General features: G+C 60.2%; 23 protein-coding genes. 6 read left to right on the top strand and 17 right to left on the bottom strand.

The annotated features are described in order from the left end of the window. Nucleotides 1-744: 744 nt before the first annotated feature. The 8 genes from KFS80_RS23525 to phnD all read right to left on the bottom strand — a co-directional run bounded on the left by KFS80_RS23525 (nucleotide 745) and on the right by phnD (nucleotide 8,902). A complete protein-coding gene (locus KFS80_RS23525) occupies nucleotides 745-1,680 on the bottom strand; it encodes a Ppx/GppA family phosphatase (RefSeq protein ID WP_212546110.1) in 936 nt (311 codons plus the stop codon). A 335-nt stretch (nucleotides 1,681-2,015) separates the two neighbouring features. Continuing rightward, nucleotides 2,016-2,843, bottom strand: a complete 828-nt coding sequence (gene phnX / locus KFS80_RS23520; protein WP_212546109.1) for a phosphonoacetaldehyde hydrolase — start codon at nucleotides 2,841-2,843, stop codon at nucleotides 2,016-2,018. Between the two features lie 76 nt (nucleotides 2,844-2,919). Next, a complete protein-coding gene (locus KFS80_RS23515; RefSeq protein ID WP_212546108.1) occupies nucleotides 2,920-3,789 on the bottom strand; it encodes a LysR substrate-binding domain-containing protein in 870 nt (289 codons plus the stop codon). A gap of 10 nt (nucleotides 3,790-3,799) precedes the next feature. Further along, nucleotides 3,800-5,095, bottom strand: a complete 1,296-nt coding sequence (locus KFS80_RS23510; protein ID WP_212546107.1) for an MFS transporter — start codon at nucleotides 5,093-5,095, stop codon at nucleotides 3,800-3,802. Between the two features lie 129 nt (nucleotides 5,096-5,224). Beyond that, complete coding sequence (gene psrA, locus KFS80_RS23505) at nucleotides 5,225-6,316, bottom strand: iron-containing alcohol dehydrogenase PsrA (protein WP_159814583.1); 1,092 nt, start codon at nucleotides 6,314-6,316, stop codon at nucleotides 5,225-5,227. A gap of 110 nt (nucleotides 6,317-6,426) precedes the next feature. Continuing rightward, nucleotides 6,427-7,245 carry a phosphonate ABC transporter, permease protein PhnE gene (gene phnE, locus KFS80_RS23500; RefSeq protein ID WP_212546106.1) on the bottom strand — a complete coding sequence of 273 codons (819 nt, stop codon included), beginning with the start codon at nucleotides 7,243-7,245 and terminating at the stop codon, nucleotides 6,427-6,429. 2 nt (nucleotides 7,246-7,247) lie between these two features. Continuing rightward, nucleotides 7,248-8,039, bottom strand: a complete 792-nt coding sequence (phnC, locus tag KFS80_RS23495; protein ID WP_212546105.1) for a phosphonate ABC transporter ATP-binding protein — start codon at nucleotides 8,037-8,039, stop codon at nucleotides 7,248-7,250. After that, nucleotides 8,036-8,902 (bottom strand): phosphonate ABC transporter substrate-binding protein, encoded by an 867-nt coding sequence (gene phnD / locus KFS80_RS23490; protein WP_212546104.1) that lies wholly within the window; start codon nucleotides 8,900-8,902, stop codon nucleotides 8,036-8,038. The genes phnC and phnD overlap by 4 nt, the downstream gene beginning before the upstream one ends. Before the next feature lie 109 nt (nucleotides 8,903-9,011). On the opposite strand from phnD, the gene KFS80_RS23485 reads away from it, so the two are divergent. The 3 genes from KFS80_RS23485 to map all read left to right on the top strand — a co-directional run bounded on the left by KFS80_RS23485 (nucleotide 9,012) and on the right by map (nucleotide 10,952). Next, on the top strand, nucleotides 9,012-9,869 hold the full coding sequence (locus tag KFS80_RS23485) for a LysR substrate-binding domain-containing protein (protein ID WP_212546103.1): 858 nt from the start codon (nucleotides 9,012-9,014) through the stop codon (nucleotides 9,867-9,869). A 67-nt stretch (nucleotides 9,870-9,936) separates the two neighbouring features. Next, nucleotides 9,937-10,164, top strand: a complete 228-nt coding sequence (locus KFS80_RS23480) for a ParD-like family protein (RefSeq protein ID WP_007918027.1) — start codon at nucleotides 9,937-9,939, stop codon at nucleotides 10,162-10,164. Then, nucleotides 10,161-10,952 carry a type I methionyl aminopeptidase gene (map, locus tag KFS80_RS23475; protein ID WP_212546102.1) on the top strand — a complete coding sequence of 264 codons (792 nt, stop codon included), beginning with the start codon at nucleotides 10,161-10,163 and terminating at the stop codon, nucleotides 10,950-10,952. Before KFS80_RS23480 ends, map begins: the two co-directional genes overlap by 4 nt. A 109-nt stretch (nucleotides 10,953-11,061) precedes the next feature. Here map and KFS80_RS23470 read toward each other — a convergent pair whose 3' ends face one another. Continuing rightward, nucleotides 11,062-11,955, bottom strand: a complete 894-nt coding sequence (locus KFS80_RS23470) for an alpha/beta hydrolase family protein (protein ID WP_212546101.1) — start codon at nucleotides 11,953-11,955, stop codon at nucleotides 11,062-11,064. Between the two features lie 31 nt (nucleotides 11,956-11,986). Then, nucleotides 11,987-12,784: a crotonase/enoyl-CoA hydratase family protein gene (locus KFS80_RS23465; RefSeq protein ID WP_053121199.1), complete on the bottom strand. Its 798-nt coding sequence runs from the start codon at nucleotides 12,782-12,784 to the stop codon at nucleotides 11,987-11,989. Between the two features lie 149 nt (nucleotides 12,785-12,933). Here KFS80_RS23465 and KFS80_RS23460 point away from each other — a divergent pair, with 149 nt between their 5' ends. Together KFS80_RS23460 and KFS80_RS23455 are read left to right on the top strand one after the other, a co-directional pair. Next, nucleotides 12,934-13,509: a TetR/AcrR family transcriptional regulator gene (locus tag KFS80_RS23460; protein ID WP_053121198.1), complete on the top strand. Its 576-nt coding sequence runs from the start codon at nucleotides 12,934-12,936 to the stop codon at nucleotides 13,507-13,509. An 81-nt stretch (nucleotides 13,510-13,590) separates the two neighbouring features. Further along, complete coding sequence (locus tag KFS80_RS23455) at nucleotides 13,591-14,316, top strand: transporter substrate-binding domain-containing protein (protein ID WP_212546100.1); 726 nt, start codon at nucleotides 13,591-13,593, stop codon at nucleotides 14,314-14,316. Between the two features lie 261 nt (nucleotides 14,317-14,577). Here the strand turns inward: KFS80_RS23455 and KFS80_RS23450 are convergent, their stop codons facing one another. The 5 genes from KFS80_RS23450 to ribBA form a co-directional block, all read right to left on the bottom strand. Continuing rightward, nucleotides 14,578-15,732, bottom strand: coding sequence for an ABC transporter ATP-binding protein (locus tag KFS80_RS23450; protein ID WP_212546099.1), 1,155 nt, complete (start codon nucleotides 15,730-15,732; stop codon nucleotides 14,578-14,580). A 16-nt stretch (nucleotides 15,733-15,748) separates the two neighbouring features. Beyond that, the gene (locus tag KFS80_RS23445) at nucleotides 15,749-16,558 is read right to left on the bottom strand and encodes an ABC transporter permease (protein ID WP_212546098.1); all 810 of its coding nucleotides are present in this window, start codon (nucleotides 16,556-16,558) and stop codon (nucleotides 15,749-15,751) included. Nucleotides 16,559-16,564: 6 nt separating this feature from the next. After that, nucleotides 16,565-17,512: an ABC transporter permease gene (locus tag KFS80_RS23440; RefSeq protein WP_212546113.1), complete on the bottom strand. Its 948-nt coding sequence runs from the start codon at nucleotides 17,510-17,512 to the stop codon at nucleotides 16,565-16,567. Continuing rightward, a complete protein-coding gene (locus KFS80_RS23435; RefSeq protein WP_212546097.1) occupies nucleotides 17,509-18,534 on the bottom strand; it encodes an ABC transporter substrate-binding protein in 1,026 nt (341 codons plus the stop codon). Before KFS80_RS23435 ends, KFS80_RS23440 begins: the two co-directional genes overlap by 4 nt. Nucleotides 18,535-18,900: 366 nt before the next feature. Further along, a complete protein-coding gene (ribBA, locus tag KFS80_RS23430; RefSeq protein WP_212546096.1) occupies nucleotides 18,901-20,010 on the bottom strand; it encodes a bifunctional 3,4-dihydroxy-2-butanone-4-phosphate synthase/GTP cyclohydrolase II in 1,110 nt (369 codons plus the stop codon). 68 nt (nucleotides 20,011-20,078) lie between these two features. Between ribBA and KFS80_RS23425 the strand changes: the two genes are divergently transcribed. Continuing rightward, entirely contained in the window at nucleotides 20,079-20,375 is a 297-nt protein-coding gene (locus KFS80_RS23425; RefSeq protein WP_053121186.1) for a DUF1330 domain-containing protein, read from the top strand. A gap of 170 nt (nucleotides 20,376-20,545) precedes the next feature. On the opposite strand, the gene KFS80_RS23420 is transcribed toward KFS80_RS23425, so the two are convergent. Together KFS80_RS23420 and KFS80_RS23415 are read right to left on the bottom strand one after the other, a co-directional pair. Continuing rightward, complete coding sequence (locus KFS80_RS23420) at nucleotides 20,546-21,109, bottom strand: NUDIX hydrolase (protein ID WP_212546095.1); 564 nt, start codon at nucleotides 21,107-21,109, stop codon at nucleotides 20,546-20,548. Nucleotide 21,110: 1 nt separating this feature from the next. Next, nucleotides 21,111-21,875, bottom strand: coding sequence for a GntR family transcriptional regulator (locus KFS80_RS23415; protein WP_053121182.1), 765 nt, complete (start codon nucleotides 21,873-21,875; stop codon nucleotides 21,111-21,113). Nucleotides 21,876-21,917: the final 42 nt, after the last annotated feature.

Here is a 21,917-nt window from a genome sequence, read left to right as displayed (position 1 = left end):
CCGGTTTGCTGCGCTGCACCTCCTCTCGATGTGTTTGGCTGCGCCAAACGGTCGCTGCGCTCCCACCCCCGGATAAATCCCTCCACTCAGCCTTCCGACGGGGCCTGTGAATCAAGATCAAGAGCAGGCGAGCTGACACTCGGCCTAATGGTCAACACTTCCGGATTTTGGTGTGCCGGCCTCATCGCTGGCAAACCCGCTCCCACAGGGACTCGAGGTGTATGCGGATGCATTGACTGGCACAGAACCAATGTGGGAGTGGGCTTGCTCACGAAGGGGGCGGCACATTCAGCATTGATGTGGCTGAGCGGACGCTTTCGCGAGCAAGCCCGCTCCCACAGGGACTTGTGGCGTATGCGGATGCATTGACTGGCACAGAACCAAGGTGGGAGTGGGCTTGCTCACGAAGGGGGCGGCACATTCAGCATTGATGTGACTGAACGGGCGCTTTCGCGAGCAAGCCCGCTCCCACAGGGACTTGAGGCGTATGCGGATGCATTGACTGGCACAGAACCAAGGTGGGAGTGGGCTTGCTCACGAAGGGGGCGGCACATTCAGCATTGATGTGACTGAGCGGACGCTTTCGCGAGCAAGCCCGCTCCCACAGGGACTTGTGGCGTACGTAGATGCATCGAGTTGCACAGAACCAAGGTGGGAGTGGGCTCGCTCACGAAGGGGGCGGCACATTCAGCATTGATGTGGCTGAGCAGACGCTTTCGCGAGCAGGCTCACTCCTACAAGGGATCAGTGCTTGCTCATCAGGCCGTGCAGGACGCCGAGGCGCAGGCCGGGTTCGGAGGGGGCCATTTGCGAGATGCCGAATACTTTGAACGCCGCGAGCATCAATACCAATCCGCCGGGCAGGATGCTTTGACGGTGCGGTTGCAGGCCGGCGAGGTGCAGCTGTTGCACATTGCTCACTTTCAGCAGAAGCAGGGCCAGGCGCAACAGGCCGGCGTAGGTGATGCCGTCCTTGCCGAAGTCATTGAGGTGATTGGCCTTGAGCACTTTGGCCAGCATGCGGGCGGTACCCGACGAGCCGATGGTCTGCTGCCAACCCTGACTCCGATAACGCCGGGCAACCCGTTCAAATTGCAGGATGGCGAAACGTTCGGCTTCTTGCAGGGCACCGGCAGAAATATCACCGCAGCGAAAGAACCGCGTACTCAACGTGCCGCTGCCCATCGCGATGCTTTCGGTCAGCAACGCTTGCGAGCCCTGGCCGAGAATCAGCTCGGTGGAACCGCCGCCAATATCCACCACCAAACGCATTTCCTCAGCACCCGGCAGCGCATGCGCCACACCGGCGTAGACCAGTCGCGCTTCTTCTTGCCCGGAAATCACATCAATGGGAAAACCCAGATGCCGCTCGGCGCTGGCCAGAAACAACTGCGCATTGTCCGCCTCACGCACCGCACTGGTCGCCACTGCGCGAACCCGACCGGCCTCGAAACCGCGCAATTTCTTGCCGAACCGCGCCAATGCTTGCCAGCCTCGATCCAGTGCCAGCGCATCCAGCACGCCGCCGTCAAAACCTTCGGCAAGGCGCACCGGTTCGCGCAGGGTTTTCACTTCCTGAATCAGCAAACCCTTTCGACTGCGCAGCGACTGGCCGATCATCAAACGAAAGGCATTCGAACCCAGGTCGATGGCGGCAAACAGCGGGGCGTCTGGTTTCATGGGAATCCTTGCTGAATATCCGCCGGAAGGCTCAAGACGGTTTGCGAGGATTCTGCCGTTGCGTTGATGACATCCTGATGACGGGGCAGGGCGGTTCAGTGAATTTGTCGCTGTCATGACACTGTCATTATTCAGCGTCTATGCTGGGGTCAATACATCGCGTGTTCTTGAAGTTTCTGCTGCCAGTTTTGGCAGCTTTTTTTTGCCTGCGATTTGAGCGCGGTCACCGATCGTTCCCATGCTCCGCGTGGGAATGCCTCTAGGGATGCTCTGCGTCCAGTGACGCGGAGCGTCACGGGCTGCATTCCCACGCAGAGCGTGGGAACGATCAGGTGTCAGCAGGCTTGTGGGGTTTCACCTCGGGCCAGGCGCGCATTGATGTCGTCGATGACTTCAGGCAAATCGGCAATGGTGTCGATCAAGTAATGCGGACGCGATGGCGCGAACATCTTGCCGATGCGCTCACGTTCTTCCGCGAGACGATCCGACGGCAGCGCCTTGAACTGTTCGTAGGTCAATCCGAGCGCATTCCCCGAGCAAGTCAACGCCACCGTCCACATCCCCGCGCTACGCCCTTCGAGAATCCCCGGCCAGGTGTCATCAACCTTGACGCACGCGGCCACATCATCGATGCCCAAGGCAATCACGTTGGCCAACGACTGCGCCGGATACGGCCGGCCATTCGGCACTTCATCGGTGGCGACGACATGGTCAGCGACATAACCATTCTCTCGCGCCAACTCGACAACCTTGGCCATCACCACCGCCGGATACCCGGAGCACGAACCAATCTTCAAACCCTTGTCGCGCAACGCCGCAATCGCTTCGAGCGCACCTGGAATGACCGCCGAATGCAGAGCGATTTTCTCGATCTGCAACGGCATGAAGCGCTCGTAGATCGCTGTCACATCTTCATCACTCGGTAAGCGATCGAACGCGGCGCGATAGCGCTCGGCGATCTGCGGCAGGTTGCATAGCGTGCGAATGTGATCCCACTTGCCCATGCCCATCGGGCCACGCGCTTCTTCCAGCGATACCGCGACGCCGAACTCGGCAAAGGCCTCGACGAATATCTGCGTCGGCGCAAACGAGCCGAAATCAACAACGGTGCCAGCCCAGTCGAGGATAGCGGCTTGCAGGTGAGTCGGGTTTTTGTACTGCATGGTCAAATCTCCGTTTTCGGGTAAGCGTGGGCCGTCCCTCGGCAATGAGGTAGGCGGTTTCAAGGGTCAATGCTGATCAGCTCAGCGGTGGACTCGAATCAAACAGTTCGGCAATCACCGGTCGGTTGCGGCGGATGCCGAGACAGCACAGGTGGTATTCGATGAAAAACGGGTGATCGACAAAGGTGATCGGCGTGGTGCCCGGGGTTTCGGCGTACTCGACCGCCGAGACAAAACCGATGCCGATGCCTTTGACGATCGCGTGCACGATGGCTTCGCGGCTGTTCAGTTGCATGACGCGGTTGAGGTCGATGTCGAGGCGCTTGCAGCTTTCTTCGACCAGTTGCCGGGTGCGCGCACTTTGCTCGCGCATCACCCATTTCTCGCGGCTGATTTCGCTGATGTGAACCTGCGACTGGCTGGCCCACGGATGGTCATCGCGCACCACGGCAATAATCGGATAGCGGTGATACAACCGGGTGTGGAAGCGCTCATCGAATTCCGACAACGCCAGAATCGCCACGTCGATATCGAAGTTGAACAGCCGCGCGAGGGTTTCCTTTTCCGAGGAAAACGAGGTTTCCAGTTCGATGTCCGGGTGCCGCTGCATCAGCTCGTAGGTCAGGTTCATCGCAATCGGCGGCGACACCGCGCCGAGCCGCAGCATGCCGTTCTTGCGTTGCTTGAAACTCTGCAGCAGTTGCACCGCTTCGTCCTCCTGGCCGAACAAACCTTGAGTGATTGCGTAGAGATTGTGCCCGGCGGAACTCATCTCGATGTAGCGCCCGCGCCGATGGAACAGCTCGACCGAGAAGGTTTTCTCCAGCGCGTTGACCTGCTCGCTGACGGTCGGCTGACCGACGCTGAGGTACTCCGCTGCGAGGGTAAAGCTGCCGGTTTTCGCCACCGCATGAAACGAACGCAACCACTTGTGATACTGGTACATGCAAGCCCCATCAGCGTCGAATGAACAATGCCACTGCCGCGCTGCACAGGCAGGCGCTGGTGACCACTATGAAGATGAGAGACGTGTTTGCCGTGGTGTCAAGCAAACGACCGATCAAAGGCTCGGCGAGGCCGGCAAACAGATAGGACGAAAAGTTCATGATCCCGGTTGCAGTGCCGGCGCGTTTGGCACCGACCAGATCCGGGCACAGCGCCCAGAAACTCGACGCCGGGCCATAAACGAAGAAGCCGCAAAGGAACAACGCGACCAGGCCGATCACGCTGTGCGGCGGCAGGCTCCACATCCACAAACTCGTCGCGGCGCCAAGGAACATGTAGAGCATGATCGCCAGATAGCGCTTGGAACCGAACAGCTTGTCCGACACCCAGCCGTTGCTCAACGCGCCAACCGCCATGCCGACCGGGAGGGCGACGGTGATCCATTTCGGATCGATCATGCCGTCACCGCTTTTCCAGTCGGCGCCGAGAAAGTGCACCGGCACCCAAACGATCAAGCCGTAGCGCGCCGCGTTCTGAAAGCCCAGTGACAGCGCGGCGATCAGCAGGCGCGGATTCTTCAACACGGCTTTATAGCGTTGCGCCGAGGTCTCGACTTCGCCATGCGCGGCTTCCTGATGTTTGTCGTCAGCGTTGGCCACGCCGGTATCGCCTACCGGTTCGAAGCCCAGATCCTGCGGGCGTTCGCGGGCAACCAGATAGAAAATGATCCCGCCGGCGAGCATCAGCAGTACCGGTAAACGGAAGATCCAGCGCCATTCCAGTTGCAGCACTTCAAGCACGACGATGGAGGTGACGTACGACAGAATCGACGCGCAACCGGCGGCGAAGGTGTAGAAGCCATAGTCCTTGCCGCGCTCGCCGGCCGCCCACCAGTTGGCAATCAGCCGACCGCCCGGCGCCCAGCCCAAGGCCTGAAAGTAGCCGTTGACGCCCCACGGCAGGATCAGACTGGTGAAACCGCCGGCAAAACTGGTCACCCAGTTTGCCGCGCAGGACAGCACCGCACCGAGGGTCATGATGCGCCGGCCACCGAACTTATCGGCGAGGTTGCCGTTGATGGCCTGGCCGACGGCGTAGGCCCAGAGCATCGCCGCAGAAGCCCAGCCAAGAGTTTCCTTGCTCAAACCGAACTCGGCCTGAATGCCCGGAATGGCAAAACCGAAGGTCTGCCGGCCGGTGTAGAAAAACAGGTAACAGAACATCGCCGCCAGCAGCATGCGCCACTGCGCGACCCGGAACGAGGCAGAACGTACGGCGAGACCAGGCATTGTTTCGGCACGATTCATGATCTTTTCCTTATTGTTGTGGGTTCCCGCCGTTTGTCGTCGGCGGGTGCACTCTTTTTCGGTGCGGCAGGAAATCACCACGGCTATGAGCCGCAGGCGGTGCTTGGGTTGATCGGGTGGCGTCGGGCGTCAGGCAGCTTGCGAACCGATGAAGTTCTTGCCGCGCGCGCCCTGCATCGCGAGGTGGATGATGTCTTCGGCGTCCTTGGCCGAGACGCCGTAATCGGCGAACTCGGTTTTCACTCCGAGGCTGTGGAGGAACTCGCGCAACTGCTGTTGCGCGGTGAGCAGATCCTCGCCGAATACCCGTTGCAGGATGCGGTCACGCGTCGCGTCGTGACCCCAGGCCAGACCGAGCACCAGCGGCAGGGTGAAGGAGCAGGCGATGCCGTGGGGCAAGCCGTGGCGCAAGGTCATCTCGTAGGAAATCGAATGCGCCAGCGCGGTTTTGGTGTTGGAAAACGCCAGCCCGGCCTTGAGCGCGGCGAGTGCCATGCGTGTGCGCAACTCTTGGTTCGACAGATCTTTTTGCAGACGCGGCAGGCATTCGAGAATGTCTTCAATCGCAGAAATGGCGAAAGTGTCGGAAACCGGGTTGGCGTTAACGTTCCAGATCGCTTCCAGCGCGTGGGACAACGCATCGAGCCCGGTGGACACGGTGACGCTGGCCGGCACGGTGAGCATCAGTTGCGGATCGATGATCGCCACGCGCGGCCAGGTGCAGTCGAGGTGCAACGAATATTTTTTCTGGCTTGCGCTGTCCCAGATCGTCGCCCACGGCGTGACTTCGCTACCGGTGCCGGCGGTGGTCGGCGCGGCGATCAGCTGTTTGCAACGCGCGGGAGTGAACGCCTTGCCGGTCGCCAGCAGGGTCAACAACTCATCGAAATGCCCGGACTCGGTGCCGACGATCAACGCTTTGGCGGTATCGATGGCGCTGCCACCACCGACCGCGAGCACCACATCGCAATCACCGGCCTGCTGCCAGAACTGCTCATAAGTGCTGCGCAGATGGGCGACGTCAGGATTGGGCTGAACGTCTTCGAACACGTAGACCAGACGCTCACCGAGCAACGCTTGCAGGCGATCGACCAGCCCCAGCCCACGGGCCTCAGGGAAGGTGACGAGGGCCACGGTCTGCTGGTCGGTAATGGCAGCGAGGTCTTGCAGGCTGCCCCAGCCGAAACGGGTATCAACTGGGTTCTGGAAGCGGGCAGTCATGGTGGATCCTTATTGTTGTTGTCGTGTGGCGCCATACTCAGCGCCCGTCGACAACGGCTCAAATCGATAATTCGCAGGTTTGAATCGGCTCAGCCGATAGCGGTTAGATGTCAGTGCGCCGAACCGCTCTGGATCGCCGCACGCAGGCGGCTGGATATGGTGTCGGCGACGATCACCATGAAGGTGATGACGATGATGCACGTCGCGGTTTCCGGGTATTTGAACAGTTTCAGGCTGCTCACCAGTTCGAAACCCAAGCCGCCGGCGCCGACCATGCCCAGCACCGTGGCCGAGCGCAGATTGACTTCGAAGCGGTACAAAATCACCGCAATCCACGCCGTGATCACCTGCGGCAAAACGCCAAACACGATCACCTGCAACGGTCGTGCACCGGTCGCCTGCAGCGCTTCAATCGGGCCTTGATCGATCTCTTCGATGCTCTCGGCGAAGAACTTGCCGAGCATGCCCAGACCATGCAGCGCCAGCGCCAACACGCCGGGGAACGGGCCGAGGCCGACCGCCGAGACGAAGATCAGCGCGAGGATCAGTTCGTTGATGCTGCGGGTGAAATTCAGCCCCTGACGGGTGATGTGAAACACCCAGCGATTGCGACTCAGATTGCGCGCGGCGAGAAACGACAGCGGAATCGCCAGCAACACGCCGAGCAGGGTGCCCCAGATGGCGATCTGCAAAGTCTCCACCGCTGGCGCGACCAGACGCGGCAGGATGCTCAGATCCGGCGGAAAGGTGCGCGAAAGAAAGTCACCGATCTGCGGCAATCCGGCTGCCAGTTCACCGAGGCTGAGTTGCGCACCTTGCGCGCTCCAGTTCAGCGTCCACAGCACGATCAGGACGATGCCGGCGGTGGTCAGCCAACTGCGTGTGCCACGGGGCCGTTCGCCGACCCACTGATAGTTTTGCGATGGCATGCTCAGGCCCTCGAGGCGGCGCGGTAGGACAGGGTGGGCGCCGGGACGTCAGCGGAGTGTTCTGCAGATTGCCCCGGATAGATTCGCGCCAGATCGGCGTCGGTCATGCTCGACGCTTTGCCATCGAACACCAGATTGCCGTGAGCGAGGCCGACCACGCGGTCGCCGAACTCGCGGGCATATTCGACCTGGTGCAGATTGCACAGCACGGTGATGCCCAGTTCGCGGGTGGCATCGCGCAGGTACTGCAACACCAGTCGCGCGGTTTTCGGATCGAGGCTGGCGATCGGTTCATCGGCCAGAATCACCTGCGGCCGTTGCGCCAAGGCGCGGGCAATACCGACGCGTTGCTTCTGCCCGCCAGACAATAAATCGGTGCGCTCACCGGCCTTGTGCGCCAGTTCGACGCGTTCCAGGCATTGCATCGCCAGCGCCACATCGTCACGGCGAAACAGTTGCAGAATCGAGGCGAGGGTGCCGACGGAACCGAGGCGCCCAGTCAGCACATTCTTCAATACGCTGAGGCGCGGCACGACGTTGTGGTGCTGAAAAATCATCGCCACTTCACGGCGCAAAACGCTGGTGTCGGGGCAGGCGAGGGCATCAATGCCCGCCACGTTCAGCGTGCCGCTGTCGGCCTGTGCCAGGCGATTGATGCAACGCAGCAAGGTCGATTTGCCGGCGCCGGACTGACCGAGCACCACGACGAATTCGCCCGCAGCGACGTCAAGGTCGATGCCGCGCAACACCGGGTTGCTGCCGTAGTGTTTGCTCAGTTGGCGGATGCTGATCATTTCATGCTCCGCAAATCGAGATCGAGCACCTTGGCGGTTTCGCGCACCACGTCATAGGACGCGTCGGTGGTGGGCTGGAAGCCATTGAGCACACCCTGATCGCCCCACGGCACGTCCTTGATCGAAGCCAGCGCGTCGGCGATTTTCTTCTTTAGTTGCGGATCGAGCGCCTTGCGCCAGACCATCGGCGATTCGGGAATCGGCTTGGAACTCCAGACAATTTCGAAGTCATCCTGCTTGACCACGCCTTTGGCCACAGCGCTGGCGAAGATGCGGTCAGCCACGGCGGCGGCGTCGACTTTCTTGTTTTCCACCGCGAGGATGCTGGCGTCGTGGGAACCGGAGAAAATCACGCGTTTGAACAAAGTGTCCGGCACAAACCCGGCCTGCTCCAGTCCTGCTTTCGGGAACAAATGACCGGACGCCGAGCTTGGGTCGACGAACGCGAATGTATGGCCCTTGAGGTCGGCCAGCGAATGAATGCCGCTGTCCTTGCGCGCCAGAATCACGCTTTTGTAAGCGCTCTGGCCGGTCTTCTTGGTCACCGCTACGGAGAACGCTTCGACGTCCGCCACCGAGGTCGCCAGCACGTAGGAGAACGGGCCGAGGTAGGCGACGTCGAGTTTGCCCGAGCGCAGCGCTTCGATGATGCCGTTGTAATCGGTGGCCACGAACGGCACCACCGGCATGCCGATTTTTGCTTGCAGATCGTCGAGCACTTGTTTGCTCGATTCGATCATCGCTTGGGAATCTTCGGAGGGGATCAGGCCAATGGTCAGTTTGTCCTTGGCCCAGCCCTGGCTGGCACTCAGGGCAAGTACGGCAAGGCTGGCGGCACGCAGAAACTGGTTAATTGTTTTCATGGCATTCCACGGTGTGGTTGGGAGTTGCCACAGGCTAGGTCTGTCACGTGACAGTCATTCAATCAATTCAATATGCGAAACCGCAGCTAACTATTGATGGAGTCTATGGATGTCGAGCGCCAAATTGCGGGCCTTTCTCGCCGTCGCCCGCCACGGCAGTTTCAGTGCCGGGGCGCGGGCGTCGGGGCTCAGTCAACCGACACTGACCACGCAGGTGCAAAGTCTGGAGCGACAGCACAACGTCGAACTGTTTCATCGGCGTGGGCGGCGGATTGAATTGTCGGATGTCGGGCGGCAATTGCTGCCGATCGCGCAACGGCTGGCCTTGCTGGAACTGGAAGCGCACAACCTGCTGCGCGACTCCGGGCGGCTCGACAGCGGCCAGCTCAAGGTCGGTGCGGTGGGGCCGTTTCATGTGATCGAAATGGTCGACAGTTACCTGCAACAGCATCCGAATATCGACGTGTCGATCCGCGTGGGTAACTCGGCGCAAGTGTTATCGGATCTGGAAAATTACGTCACCGACATCGCCGTGCTGGCCGGGCGTCAGGACGATCCGGCGTTGTGTTCGGTGCGTTATGCGCGGCACGCGATCATCTTGTTTGCCCACCATGAGCATCCGTTGGCCAATCGCGGCAGCGTGCGCCTGGAAGAACTGGAAGGGCAACGGCTGCTGCAACGTGAGCCCGGTTCGACCACGCGGCTGGTGCTGGAGCAGGCGCTGAATGCGGCGCAAGTGAAACCGAGGATCGCCATGGAAATTGGCAGTCGCGAGGCGTTGCGTGAAGCGGTGGTGCGCGGGTTGGGATTGGGTGTGGTGTCGGAAGCAGAGTTCATTGCCGACCCGAAAATCCGCACGATCAGAATCGAGGGCGAAGCGCTGTTCACCGAGACGTATCTTTATTGCTTGGCCGAACGGCGTTCCAGTCGGCTCATTTCGTCGTTTTTCGATGCGGCACTCGGCTGAGGGTTTGCAATCTCCGACGAGGCTTGGCTAATATACGTTCCATATACACATCGTATCGGATTCATATATGGGCATCGTAAAGATTTCAGAGGACATGCACGAGAATCTGCGGATCTCCAGCAACGCCCTCAGCCGCTCGATCAACGCGCAAGCCGAGCACTGGATGCGCATCGGCATGCTCGCCGAACTGCACCCCAACCTCGACCACAGTGCGATCTGCCGCTTGCTGATTCGCGCCGAACAAAATGGCGGGCTCGACCTGCAACAACTGACTCAGGAAGCCGTCAGCGCATGAGAAACCAGATCAAGATCAACACCCCGGCCGACATCGCGCAATCGCGCGCTGCCGGCAAACTCGCCGCTGAAGTGCTGGCAATGCTGGTGCCGCACGTCAAGGCCGGCGTGACCACCGATGAACTGGATCGGCTGTGCAACGACTACATCGTCAACGTGCAGAAAGCGGTGCCGGCCAACGTCGGCTATCACGGCTTTCCGAAAACCGTCTGCGCCTCGGTTAATGACGTGGTCTGCCACGGGATTCCATCGGGGACGCCGTTGAAGGATGGCGACATCGTCAACCTCGACATCGCCGTGATCAAGGACGGCTGGTTCGGCGACACCAGCCGCATGTACGTGGTCGGTGAGGCGACGCTTGAGGCGCAGCACTTGATCAAGACCACTTACGAAGCGATGTGCGCGGGTATTCGCGTGGTGAAACCGGGCGCGACGTTGGGCGACATCGGCCACGCGATTCAGAGCCTGGCGGAGAAGGAAGGCTTCAGCGTCGTGCGCGAGTATTGCGGGCACGGGATTGGCAAGGTCTATCACGACGAGCCGCAGATTCTGCATTACGGCTTTCCCAATCAGGGGATGAAGCTTAAGGCCGGGATGATTTTTACCGTGGAGCCGATGCTCAATGCCGGCAAGCGTCATGTGAAAAACATGCCCGATGGCTGGACGGTGCTGACCAAGGATGGCTCGTTGTCGGCGCAGTGGGAGCATATGGTCGCGGTGACCGAAACCGGCTTCGAAATCCTCACCGCCTGGCCGGACGAAATCGAAGGCTATTCCCCGATCACCTAAACATCACAAAACCCCTGTAGGAGCTGTCGAGTGAAACGAGGCTGCGATCTGTTGATCTTGTTTTTAACAGCGAGATCAACAGATCGCAGCCTGCGGCAGCTCCTACAAGTTATGTGGTGTGTGCAGGGACGCTTTGCAGCCAATCAAGCACCTCATCCCACAACGGCTGTGCGCTTTCGCGGAAGTAACCCATGTGCCCGTACGGTTTGCTGCCCGCCGGCGGCTGCAGATCCAGCAATGTCAGCGGTGCATTCACCATGGCTTTGACAAACGCATCGCGCGAACGCGGCGGCGCCCACGGATCATCGACCGACGTGGCGAAAACGCATGGCGTTGTGACCTCGGCGTAGAGCGCATGCAGATGGCTCATCTCGGGGTCGTCGAAGTAGTAGTGGGGGAATTTGCACCAGCGTTTCCAGTCGTTGTAAACGCCCAGCGGCAAATCATCGCCCATGCCCAGCATGCTCCAGGCCATGTAGCCTTTGCGGGCGACAATCACCGGCAGCACAAACGTCCACATCAGACGGATTTTCCAGGCCTCGGTTCGGGACATCCAGCCGCTCCACCCCGCGCCACTGCCCAGGGTGTAGCAAGCTGTCAGGGCGGGGTGATTGGGCAACAGACCAATCGCATGACCACCAAACGAATGGCCGACCCAATACAGCGGCAATGCTTCCTGGCTTAGCAGATCCACTGCCGCCGCCAAATCCTGATAAGCCCAATCCAGATAAGACATCTCAAAGCCTTTGAGCGAAGCCGGTTTCGACTCACCGATGCCCCGGTAATCGAGGGTCAGCACGTGAAAGCCCTGGCGCGCCGCGTGCTCGGCAAAACGCCGATAAAAGCGCTGCTGGACCCCGGTGGCACCGGCCATGATCAGGTTACCTTTGACGACGCCCGCTGCGCCGTAGCGCTTGGCGGACAACGGATAACCATCGCGGGCAATGAGGGCGATGTCCTGTCTCTGGATCGATTCGGCAAAGGCTGCGGCCATGGTGTTCATGAAATTGTTCCGAGTGAGTTGAGCAAAGCCTTCAGCGACCTTTGAACTGCGGTTCGCGCTTTTGCATCATCGCCATGACGCCTTCGCGGACATCCTCGGTTTTGATCAGGGCCAGCAGTTGTTCATCAAGCGTCGACAGTGCCGCATCGTCTCCCTGATCCTGCGCCAGAAACGCCGATTGCAGCGTCGCCTGAATCGCCAGAGGCGCAGCCTTGGCAATGCGTTCGGCGTATTCGATGGCGCGTGCCAGAGTCTGGCCGGGTGCGACCACTTCGGTCAGCAGGCGCATGTGCAGGGCGGCATCGGCATCGAACTCTTCCGCCGTGAGCATGTAGCGCATGGCGGCGGTCCAGCCCGCTGCGCGGGTGAAGCGCACGGTGGAACCGCCGGCGGGAGAGATCCCGCGCAACACTTCCAGATGAGCGAAACGGGCATTGGTGGCGGCAATGCTGATATCGGCGTTGAGCATCAATTCGATGCCCGCCGTCCAGCAAATGCCTTCAATGGCAACCACCACCGGTTTACGCCTGCGCGGTTTGGAAACGCCCCATGGGTCGATGCCTTCTTCAGGATACTTGAAGGCGCCTGACACCAGTTTCGGCGTCAGCTCCATCAAGTCCAGGCCTGCGGTGAAGTGCTCGCCATGCGCGAACAGCACGGCGCAGCGGAGTTCGTCATTGCGCTCATACTCGCCGATGGCCAATGCCAGGTCCGTCAGCATTGCACTGTCGAATGCGTTGCGTTTGCCGGCGCGATCCAGACCGATCAAAAACAACTGACCGCGTTGTTCGCGGGTGACTCGGCCGGGGCCACTGTTGGCTTCGTTCATCTCTGCTCTCCCTGATTTTTTGTCGGCGGCCAGTTACTGACCATCTGTTCGGTAAATAGAAACTAAACGAACAGTTGGTAACCGTCAAATTGAGAAGGGCAGGCTTATGTCATAGAATCACCGCCAGTTATCCGGATCAGGAAATACCCGTGCGACCGTTGAAAATCCCCCGTGAAGAGCTGCTCCTGCGGTGCGCCAATACCTTCAAACGCCTTGGCTACCATGGCACCACCATGGACGTACTCGCGTCCGCTTGCGGCTTTACCAAGGCTTCGTTCTATCACCACTATCCGAATAAGGAGGCCTTGCTGCGTGACGTGCTCGACTGGACGCATCAGGTCATCAACCAGACCTTGTTTGCCGTGGCCTTCGACGAAAAACTCACGCCACAAGAACGCCTGAGCAAAATGGGCCGCAAGGCTGCGCGGCTGTTTCAGAATGACTCGATTGGTTGCCTGATGGGCGTGGTGGCGGTCGATGCTGCGTACGGTAAAAGTGAATTGCTGGAGCCGATTCGCGGCTTTTTCGATGCATGGGCCAAGGCGTTTGCGCATTTGCTGGAAGGCGAGGTCGATGAGGGACAAGCCTTGCTGACCGCTCGACAATGGGTGGCGGATTACGAGGGGGCGATTCTGCTGGCTCGGGTCTATGGTGACGCGGCTTACATCGATGCGGTGACGCGTCGGGCGCTGGAACACTTGAGTGCCTGTCAGGCACCGACATAAGGCTTACGCGCTGTGTGTTGTGTCCTCGACAGTGTCAGCCACGACGCACACTGACTTTTTATCCGATCAGGGAGCAACACCATGAGTGCAATCACCCCGGCCGTGATGGCCGATCTCGCGCCCGACGGCGTGCTGCATGCCGCCATCAATTTTGGCAACCCGGTGCTGGCACAGCGCGGGGCGGACGGTGCGCCGCAGGGTGTTTCGGTGGCATTGGCCAGAGCATTGGCTGCCGAGCTGGGTGTCGAATTGGAGCTGCGCACCTTTGATGCGGCGGGCAAGGTTTTCGCGGCGTTGGAAGAGGGCGTATGGAATCTGGCGTTTCTCGCCATCGAGCCGGTGCGCGAGGCTCAGATTGCGTTCAGCGCGCCTTACGTGATCATTGAAGGGACTTATCTGGTTGAGGCGCAGGCCGCGTATCGCAACGTCGAGGATCTCGATCAGCCAGGATTGCGATTGGCCGTTGGCAAAGGCGCAGCCTACGACCTGTTCCTCAGTCGCACGCTGCAGCACGCACAATTGGAGCGTGCCGAAACCTCGGCGGGTGCCGTTGACCTGTTTATCGAGCATCACCTGGATGCCGCCGCCGGTGTCCGTCAGCCCTTGCAGAAAGTCGCGGATGCCGACGCGCGTTACCGCGTGCTGGACGGCGCGTTCACGGCGATTCGCCAAGCCATGGCCGTGCCCCGTGGGCGCAGGGCCGGCGCGGCGTATGTGCGGGCGTTTGTCGAGCGCAAGAAGGCTGAGGGGTTTGTCGCTGCAGCGCTCGCCGAGAGCGGGCAGGGCGATGTGACCGTTGCGCCTTGAGATGAAAAAAAGTGCCACCGCAGCCTTGAGGGAAGATTCTTGAGACGTCTACAGACCCGTGGGAGCGGGCTTGCTCGCGAAGAGGCCGTGTCAGTCACCAACAATGTTGAATGCCACAGCGCATTCGCGAGCAAGCCCGCTCCCACATTTGCAATGCATTCCTGTAGGAGTTGTCGAGTGAAACGAGGCTGCGATCTTTTGATCTTGTTTTTAACGGCAAGATCAAAAGATTGCAGCCTTCGGCAGCTCCTACAGGGGGTTTCAGTGGGAACCGGCGGCTTTGTTGAGGTCGCTTTCGCTCCATTCGGTGTAGACGCAGGCATCAGCCGTGGCCCAGCGCACTTGTACCGGGTCGCCGGCCTTGAGCGGCATGCCCGCGGCTGACAATGCTTTCACCGTCATTGAGGTGCCGCCGGAGGTGACCACGCTGCACGTCTGGCTCTCGCCGAGGAACAGCACCTCAACCACCTTGGCCGCCACTTCATTCCACCCCGACGGCAACGGTTCGCTGATCGCTTGCGCCACGCTCAACGCCTGCGCTTTTTCCGGCCGCACCATCAGCAACACATCCTGATCGGTGTGCAACCCAGCGGTCAGGCGAATCGATAATGACTGCCCTTCAAACGAAGCCGCCGCATTGCCCTGCGCCTTGAGCTTGAGGAAGTTCGAGTTACCGAGGAACGACGCAACAAACGCATTCGGCGGATTCTGATACAGGTCATAACCGCTGCCCAAACCAACAATCTTGCCGTGACTGAAAATCGCGATGCGTTGCGACAAACGCATGGCTTCTTCCTGGTCGTGGGTCACGTAAACGATGGTGATGCCCAGACGGCGATGCAATTGGCGCAGTTCGTCCTGCAAATCTTCGCGCAGTTTTTTGTCCAGCGCGCCGAGCGGTTCGTCCATCAGCAGAATGCGCGGTTCGTAAACCAGCGCCCGGGCAATAGCCACGCGTTGTTGCTGGCCGCCAGACAGTTGCGAAGGGCGGCGATGGGCGAATTGCTCAAGCTGCACCAGTTTCAACATCGCATCGACACGCTTCTCGCGCTCCGCCGTCGCCAGTTTGCGAATCGCCAGAGGAAACGCAATGTTGTCGCGCACCGACAGGTGCGGGAACAGCGAATAACGCTGAAACACCATGCCGATGTCGCGCTTGTGCGGCGGCACGTTCACCAGCGATTCACCGTTGACGAGGATCTCGCCGCTACTCGGCGTTTCAAACCCGGCGAGCATCGACAGTGTGGTGCTTTTGCCCGAGCCGCTGGAACCGAGAAAAGTGAGGAATTCACCGTCCTTGATGTCAAGCGAGATGTTGTCGACGGCAGCAAAGTCGCCGTAGTGTTTGTTCAGATTGCGCAGGCTGACCAGGGGTTTGTCGTTCTGCTGGGATGCGTCTTTGATCACGGCACTCATGTCGTACTCCTGGCGCTCAGGCGCTGATTTCGTTGCGCCGGCGCAATGCGGCGGCGATCACCATGACCAATACCGACAAGCCAATCAGCAGCGTCGAAGCGACGGCGATCACTGGCGTCAGATCCTGGCGCAGGGTGGTCCACATTTTCACGGGAAGGGTTTGCAAGGTTGGGCTGGCCATCATCACGCTGAGCACCACTTCGTCCCACGAAACGAGGAAGGCGAAGAGGGCGCCGGCAACCATGCCCGGACGGATCGCCGGGAATGTCACCTTGAACACCGCTTGCAGGCGTGACGCACCGCAGATCACCGCCGCGTCTTCAATCGACTGATCGAATAGCTTCAACGAGTTGATGATCGAGATGATGGTAAACGGCAGCGAGACGATCACATGGCTGACCACGAAGGCGAACATCGTCCCGGTGTAACCGAGCTTGAGGAACAGCGCGTACACCGCCACGGCGATGATCACCAGCGGCACGATCATCGGCAGGGTGAACAGGCCGTAGAGCATTTCCCGGCCGGGAAAACGTCCGCGCACCAGCGCAAACGCCGTCGGCAAACCAAGGGCTACGGCGCAGATCGTGGTCAGCACAGCGACCTTGAGACTGGCGGCTGCGGCGTTCATCCAGTCCGGGTTGGAGAAGAACTGGCCGTACCATTTCAGCGTCCAGCCCGGTGGTGGAAACACCAGCCACTGCGAGGAACCGAAGGACAAAAGCACGATGAACACGATCGGCAACAGCAGGAACAAACCGATCAGCCCGGTGGTTGCATACAAGCCGAAACGCATCCGGCGGCTCATCGCATTGGGGGTCAGGAGCATGTCGGCTTACCTCGCGTTACTGGCGCCAACCGGGGATTCCGGTTGAAGCTTCAGGTAGAAGTAGAACAGCACCAAAGTGATCGCGATCAGCAACGCGGCGCCGGCACTGGCCAGGCCCCAGTTGAGGAACGATTGCACCTGCTGAATGATGAACTCCGGCAGCATCATGTTCTGCGCCCCGCCGAGCAGCGCCGGGGTCACGTAGTAACCGAGCGACATGACGAACACCATCAAGCCACCGGAGGCCAGACCCGGCCGGCACAGCGGCAGGAACACCCGGAAGAAGTTGCTCCACGGACTGGCGCCGCAGATCGATCCGGCCTGCAGGATCATCGGGTCGATGGCCTGCATGGTCGCCTGCAACGGCAGCACGATGAACGGAATCATGATGTAGCTCATGCCGATCACCACGCCGGTGAGGTTGTGCACCATCTCCAGTGGCTGATCGATGATGCCCATCGCCATCAACGCCTTGTTGATCACGCCCGACGCTTGCAGCAGCACCAGCCACGAATAGGTGCGGGCGAGCAGGCTGGTCCACATCGACAGCAGCACGATGTTGAGGATCCAGCGCCCCCAGCCGCGCGGCACCAGCGTGATCGCCCAGGCCAGCGGAAAGCCCAGCAGCAAGCTGAACAGCGTCACCAGCCCAGCCACCGAAAAGGTATTGAGCAGCACCCGGGCATAGGCCGAGTTGGCGAACAGTTGTTCATAGTTGCCAAGGCCCGGGGTCGGTTCGAGCACGCCGCGCAGCAGCAGGCCAATCAACGGCGCGAGAAAGAACAGGCCGATGAACAGCAGCGCCGGCACGAGGTTGCCGGCGCCGCGCCAGCGTTGTCTGAGGGACGGGGCTTGCTGCATCGCAACCGCCTGTGTTCCGTGGGCCGAACCGGCAGCGCTTTGGGCGCTGTCGGTGGCAGTGGAGGGACGGGACGCGGTGGCCGCCATTTTCATTTGACCAGCCATTCGTTCCACCGTGTCGCGATGGCCTGGCCGTTTTTGGCCCAGTACGCGAAATCAAGAGTGATCTGATCCTTAGCGTAGGCAGTCGGCAGGTTGGGGGCCAGCGCCGAATCCAAACGCTCCACACTGTCGAGGTTGACCGGGGCGTAGGCGGTCAGGTTGGAGAAGTCGGCCTGGCCTTTGGCGCTGCTGGCGCTGGCGAGAAACTTCATCGCTGCGTCCTTGTTTTTCGAGCCCTTTGGAATCACCAGAATGTCGGCCATGACCAGGTTCTGTTTCCAGCTCACGCCGACCGGCGCGCCGTCTTCTTGCAGGGCGTGAATGCGACCGTTCCAGAACTGACCCATGCTCGCTTCACCGGACGCCAGCAGTTGCTGCGACTGCGCGCCGCCGCCCCACCAGACGATGTCTTTCTTGATGGTGTCGAGTTTCTTGAAGGCGCGATCGAGATCCAGCGGGTAGAGCTTGTCGGCAGGTACGCCATCGGCCAGCAGCGCCAATTCGAGCACGCCGGGGCTTGGCCATTTGTAGAGGGCGCGTTTGCCCGGATAGGTCTTGGTGTCGAACAGGGCGCTCCAGTCCTGCGGCTTGTTGGCGCCGAGTTTGCCCTCGTTGTAACCGAGGACGAAGGAGAAGAAGAACGAGCCGACGCCGTAATCGCTGACGAAACGCGGGTCGATCTTGTCGCGCTGGATGACTTTGAAATCGAGGGGTTCGAGCAGGCCTTCAGCGGCGGCGCGCAGGGCGAAATCGGCTTCGACATCGACCACGTCCCACTGCACGTTGCCGCTCTCGACCATGGCTTTGAGTTTGCCGTAGTCGGTCGGGCCGTCCTGCACGACGGTGATGCCGCTGGCCTTGCTGAACGGATCGGCCCAGGCCTGCTTCTGCGCGTCCTGGGTGCTTCCGCCCCAACTGACGAAGTTCACGCTGTCGGCCGCCATTGCAGCCTGGCCGGTGACGCTGAGCAGTCCCGCGAAAAGGATCGCGGTTGCAGCTTTGTTCAACACCATGTTCACGCCCTCATTGTTGTGTTTTTGAGCGGGCTTGCGTTGTTGCCCGCCTATCGGGAGCAGTAGATGGACGTTCGTTGGAGTGTCCGGTCTATGGAATATCATATTATGGTATTCCAAGCTTTGTGCAAGCACTTTGCCTTACCGGTTATCTGGCGGCTGATGGTTTTTCACTAGAGAGATGTGGAGAAATTTTAGATCCAGCCCCTCACCCCAGCCCTCTCCCAGTGGGAGAGGGGGAAAGGGAGCAGATCTTCATGCTGTTCAAAACTCGAGTTCGACTCGGTATCTCAGGTCGGTGTATAGCGGGCAAACAACTCGGTCAGCTCCCTCTCCCTCCGGGAGAGGGCTGGGGTGAGGGCAGCTTCATTCAGTGAACGGAATACTCTCTACCACCTCCAGGTCATACCCGGTCAACCCGGCGTACTTGAGCGGCGGCCCAAGATGCCTCAGCTTACCCACCCCAAGATTCTGCAAAATCTGCGCCCCAGTCCCCACCTCGGAATAAATCCGCGACTGCGAACGACTGAACTGCCGCGGCGGCTGGGTCAATTGCGGCACGCGCTCCAGCAGCGCCTGCGACGACTCGTGATTGGCCAACACCACCACAACCCCATGCCCCTCAGCCGCGACCCGTTGCAACGCCGCCCACAACGTCCAGTTCGCCGGCCCGCTGTACTCGGCGCCAACCAGATCCCGCAGCGGATCAATCACATGCACACGCACCAGCGTCGGCTCTTCGCGGCGCAGATCGCCCATGACCATCGCCATGTGCACGCCGCCCTCGATGCGATCCTCAAAGGTGATCAAACGGAACGTGCCATGCACCGTCGGCAGCTCACGTTCGCCAATCCTCTCAATGGTGTGTTCGGTGCTCAGGCGATAGTGGATGAGGTCGGCGATGGTGCCAATCTTGATCCCGTGCTTGCGCGCGAACACTTCCAGATCCGGACGCCGCGCCATGGTGCCATCGTCGTTCATCACCTCGACGATCACCGATGCCGGCGTAAACCCGGCGAGGCGTGCCAAATCACAACCCGCCTCGGTATGACCGGCGCGGGTCAGCACGCCACCTTCCTTGGCGCGCAGCGGGAAGATATGGCCCGGCTGCACCAGGTCTTCAGCGCGGGCATTCGGAGCAACGGCGGCGGCAACCGTGCAGGCGCGATCCGCTGCCGAGATACCGGTGGTCACGCCAACTGCCGCTTCAATCGACACGGTAAACGCGGTGCTGAACACGCTGCCGTTGGCCGGCACCATTTGCTCAAGACCCAGACGCTGGCAGTGGTCGTCGGTCAGCGTCAGGCAAATCAGCCCGCGTGCTTCACGGGCCATAAAGCTGATCGCTTCTGGCGTGCAACGGTCGGCGGCCAGTAACAGGTCGCCTTCGTTTTCGCGGTCTTCGTCATCGACCAGCAAAACCATTTTGCCGAGACGATAATCTTCGATGATTTCTTCGATGCTGTTGAAGGCCATGCTGGACTCTCAGGGTTCGTTGGAAATATATTGGTATACCATAATACAAAATCAACAAAGAGGTCACTATGAAGGCGTACTGGATTGCTCATGTGGACATCGCCGATGCCGATCACTACAGCCAATACACACAGCGCGCCCCGGCGGCTTTCGCAGCGTTCGGCGCGAAATTTCTGGCGAGGGGCGGGCGCAGCGAAGCGATGGAAGGGCGCAAGACGCCACAGCGCAGCGTGGTGATCGAGTTTGAGAGCTACGAAAAAGCCGTGGCGTGCTACCACTCGGCGGCGTATCAGGAGGCGAAAAGTTACCGCGAAGAATGGGCGAAGGCGGAGATCATCATCGTCGAAGGCATCGCCCCAATTTAAGACTCACCGTGAAGCCCCTGTAGGAGCTGACGAAGGCTGCGATCTTTTGATTGATCGTTCCCACGCTCCGCGTGGGAATGCAGCCCGGGACGCTCCGCGTCCCTTTTAGAGCCGAACGCGGAGCGTCCGAGGAGGCGTTCCCACGCGGAGCATGGGAACGATCAATGTGATCAGCGGATAAAGTGGATCTTGCCGCTATCATCATTGCCCATGTAAATCCCATAAACCCCAGCCTGGCGCTCTTCGATATAGCGCTCAAGAATCTGTCGGATCGCCGGGTAATAGATCTGCTCCCACGGAATGTCTTCCGGCGCGAAGAACTTATAATCCATGGTCTCCGGTCCGAACTGCCCGGTAATCTCCAGGGCGATCGCGCGGAAGATGATGTACACCTCGCTAATCTTCGGCACGCTGAAAATCGAGTACGGCGAAACGATTTCCGCGCGCACGCCGCTTTCTTCCCAGACTTCGCGAATGGCCGCTTGCTCAGTGGTCTCGCCGCTTTCCATGAAACCGGCGGGCAGCGTCCAGGTGCCCGGGCGCGGGGGGATCGCCCGTTGGCACAGCAGATATTTGCCGTCCTGCTCGATGATGCAGCCGGCAATGATCTTCGGATTGACGTAGTGGATGTAGCCGCAGCCGCGACACATCAGGCGCTCGTGCGTATCGCCCGCCGGTATCTGCTGACCGAGGTCAGGGCCACCGCATTTCGGGCAATAGCTCGGGCTGAACATATCAGTGACCTATACGCGGTTCTTTCAATGCGATAGGCAGGGTCATCGCCGGCGTGCCTTTAACGACAGAGCCGGTCTCTTCCTGCTTGCGCTTGAGATAGTCGAGCGCTACCGCAGCGGCAGCGCGAACGTGATCAACACAGGCTTGATGCGCCACCAGCGGATCGCCGCTCTTGATCGCCTCGACCATTTTTTCCATTTCCTGATTACTCGCGCCGCGCCGGTTTTCCTGGGAAACCGAAGTCGCGCGCAGGTAGCTGATGCGCGCCTGCAACTGCCGCAACTGAGTGGCCGCGACATGATTGCCCGAGCCTTCGAGCAGCACGTCGTAGAAACCTTGCACCGAGTCGATCACCTGTTGCAGTTCGCCGTCCTTGAGGGCCTTGCGGTTCTCGTCGAGGGCTTTTTCCAGGGCTTTGATGTCCTTGGCTTTGGCGCGCAGGGTGAACAGCTGCACGATCAAACCTTCGAGTACGCAACGCAGTTCGTAGATGTCGACGGCATCGGCGAGGGTGATGATCGCCACGCGCGGGCCTTTGGCATCGGCGAACTCAACCAGACCTTCGGATTCCAGGTGACGCAAGGCCTCGCGCACGGAGGTGCGGCTGACGCCAAGGCGATCGCACAGATCGCGCTCGACCAGACGATCACCGGGCATGAGCTGGAAATTCATGATCGCGCTACGCAGTTTATCCAGCACGATTTCGCGCAGGGTAACGGGGTTGCGATTGACCTTGAAGCTGTCGTCGAGTGGCTGGCGTTTCATGGGATCCGCTCTTTCGGTTGGCTGTCCATGCCAGACGGGCAT

Source organism: Pseudomonas rustica (assembly GCF_018336155.1).
Taxonomy (GTDB): Bacteria; Pseudomonadota; Gammaproteobacteria; order Pseudomonadales; family Pseudomonadaceae; genus Aquipseudomonas; species Aquipseudomonas rustica.
Note: the sequence above shows the minus strand (reverse complement) of the source record. Positions and strands in the feature narration are given on the sequence as shown.

Bases quoted from the DNA above. Each gene is read 5' to 3' on its own strand.
- KFS80_RS23525 (WP_212546110.1), bottom strand. From the start codon at position 1,680: ATGAAACCAGACGCCCCGCTGTTTGCCGCCATCGACCTGGGTTCGAAT.
- phnX (WP_212546109.1), bottom strand. From the start codon at position 2,843: ATGCAGTACAAAAACCCGACTCACCTGCAAGCCGCTATCCTCGACTGG.
- KFS80_RS23515 (WP_212546108.1), bottom strand. From the start codon at position 3,789: ATGTACCAGTATCACAAGTGGTTGCGTTCGTTTCATGCGGTGGCGAAA.
- KFS80_RS23510 (WP_212546107.1), bottom strand. From the start codon at position 5,095: ATGAATCGTGCCGAAACAATGCCTGGTCTCGCCGTACGTTCTGCCTCG.
- psrA (WP_159814583.1), bottom strand. From the start codon at position 6,316: ATGACTGCCCGCTTCCAGAACCCAGTTGATACCCGTTTCGGCTGGGGC.
- phnE (WP_212546106.1), bottom strand. From the start codon at position 7,245: ATGCCATCGCAAAACTATCAGTGGGTCGGCGAACGGCCCCGTGGCACA.
- phnC (WP_212546105.1), bottom strand. From the start codon at position 8,039: ATGATCAGCATCCGCCAACTGAGCAAACACTACGGCAGCAACCCGGTG.
- phnD (WP_212546104.1), bottom strand. From the start codon at position 8,902: ATGAAAACAATTAACCAGTTTCTGCGTGCCGCCAGCCTTGCCGTACTT.
- KFS80_RS23485 (WP_212546103.1), top strand. From the start codon at position 9,012: ATGTCGAGCGCCAAATTGCGGGCCTTTCTCGCCGTCGCCCGCCACGGC.
- KFS80_RS23480 (WP_007918027.1), top strand. From the start codon at position 9,937: ATGGGCATCGTAAAGATTTCAGAGGACATGCACGAGAATCTGCGGATC.
- map (WP_212546102.1), top strand. From the start codon at position 10,161: ATGAGAAACCAGATCAAGATCAACACCCCGGCCGACATCGCGCAATCG.
- KFS80_RS23470 (WP_212546101.1), bottom strand. From the start codon at position 11,955: ATGAACACCATGGCCGCAGCCTTTGCCGAATCGATCCAGAGACAGGAC.
- KFS80_RS23465 (WP_053121199.1), bottom strand. From the start codon at position 12,784: ATGAACGAAGCCAACAGTGGCCCCGGCCGAGTCACCCGCGAACAACGC.
- KFS80_RS23455 (WP_212546100.1), top strand. From the start codon at position 13,591: ATGAGTGCAATCACCCCGGCCGTGATGGCCGATCTCGCGCCCGACGGC.
- KFS80_RS23450 (WP_212546099.1), bottom strand. From the start codon at position 15,732: ATGAGTGCCGTGATCAAAGACGCATCCCAGCAGAACGACAAACCCCTG.
- KFS80_RS23445 (WP_212546098.1), bottom strand. From the start codon at position 16,558: ATGCTCCTGACCCCCAATGCGATGAGCCGCCGGATGCGTTTCGGCTTG.
- KFS80_RS23440 (WP_212546113.1), bottom strand. From the start codon at position 17,512: ATGAAAATGGCGGCCACCGCGTCCCGTCCCTCCACTGCCACCGACAGC.
- KFS80_RS23435 (WP_212546097.1), bottom strand. From the start codon at position 18,534: ATGGTGTTGAACAAAGCTGCAACCGCGATCCTTTTCGCGGGACTGCTC.
- ribBA (WP_212546096.1), bottom strand. From the start codon at position 20,010: ATGGCCTTCAACAGCATCGAAGAAATCATCGAAGATTATCGTCTCGGC.
- KFS80_RS23425 (WP_053121186.1), top strand. From the start codon at position 20,079: ATGAAGGCGTACTGGATTGCTCATGTGGACATCGCCGATGCCGATCAC.
- KFS80_RS23420 (WP_212546095.1), bottom strand. From the start codon at position 21,109: ATGTTCAGCCCGAGCTATTGCCCGAAATGCGGTGGCCCTGACCTCGGT.
- KFS80_RS23415 (WP_053121182.1), bottom strand. From the start codon at position 21,875: ATGAAACGCCAGCCACTCGACGACAGCTTCAAGGTCAATCGCAACCCC.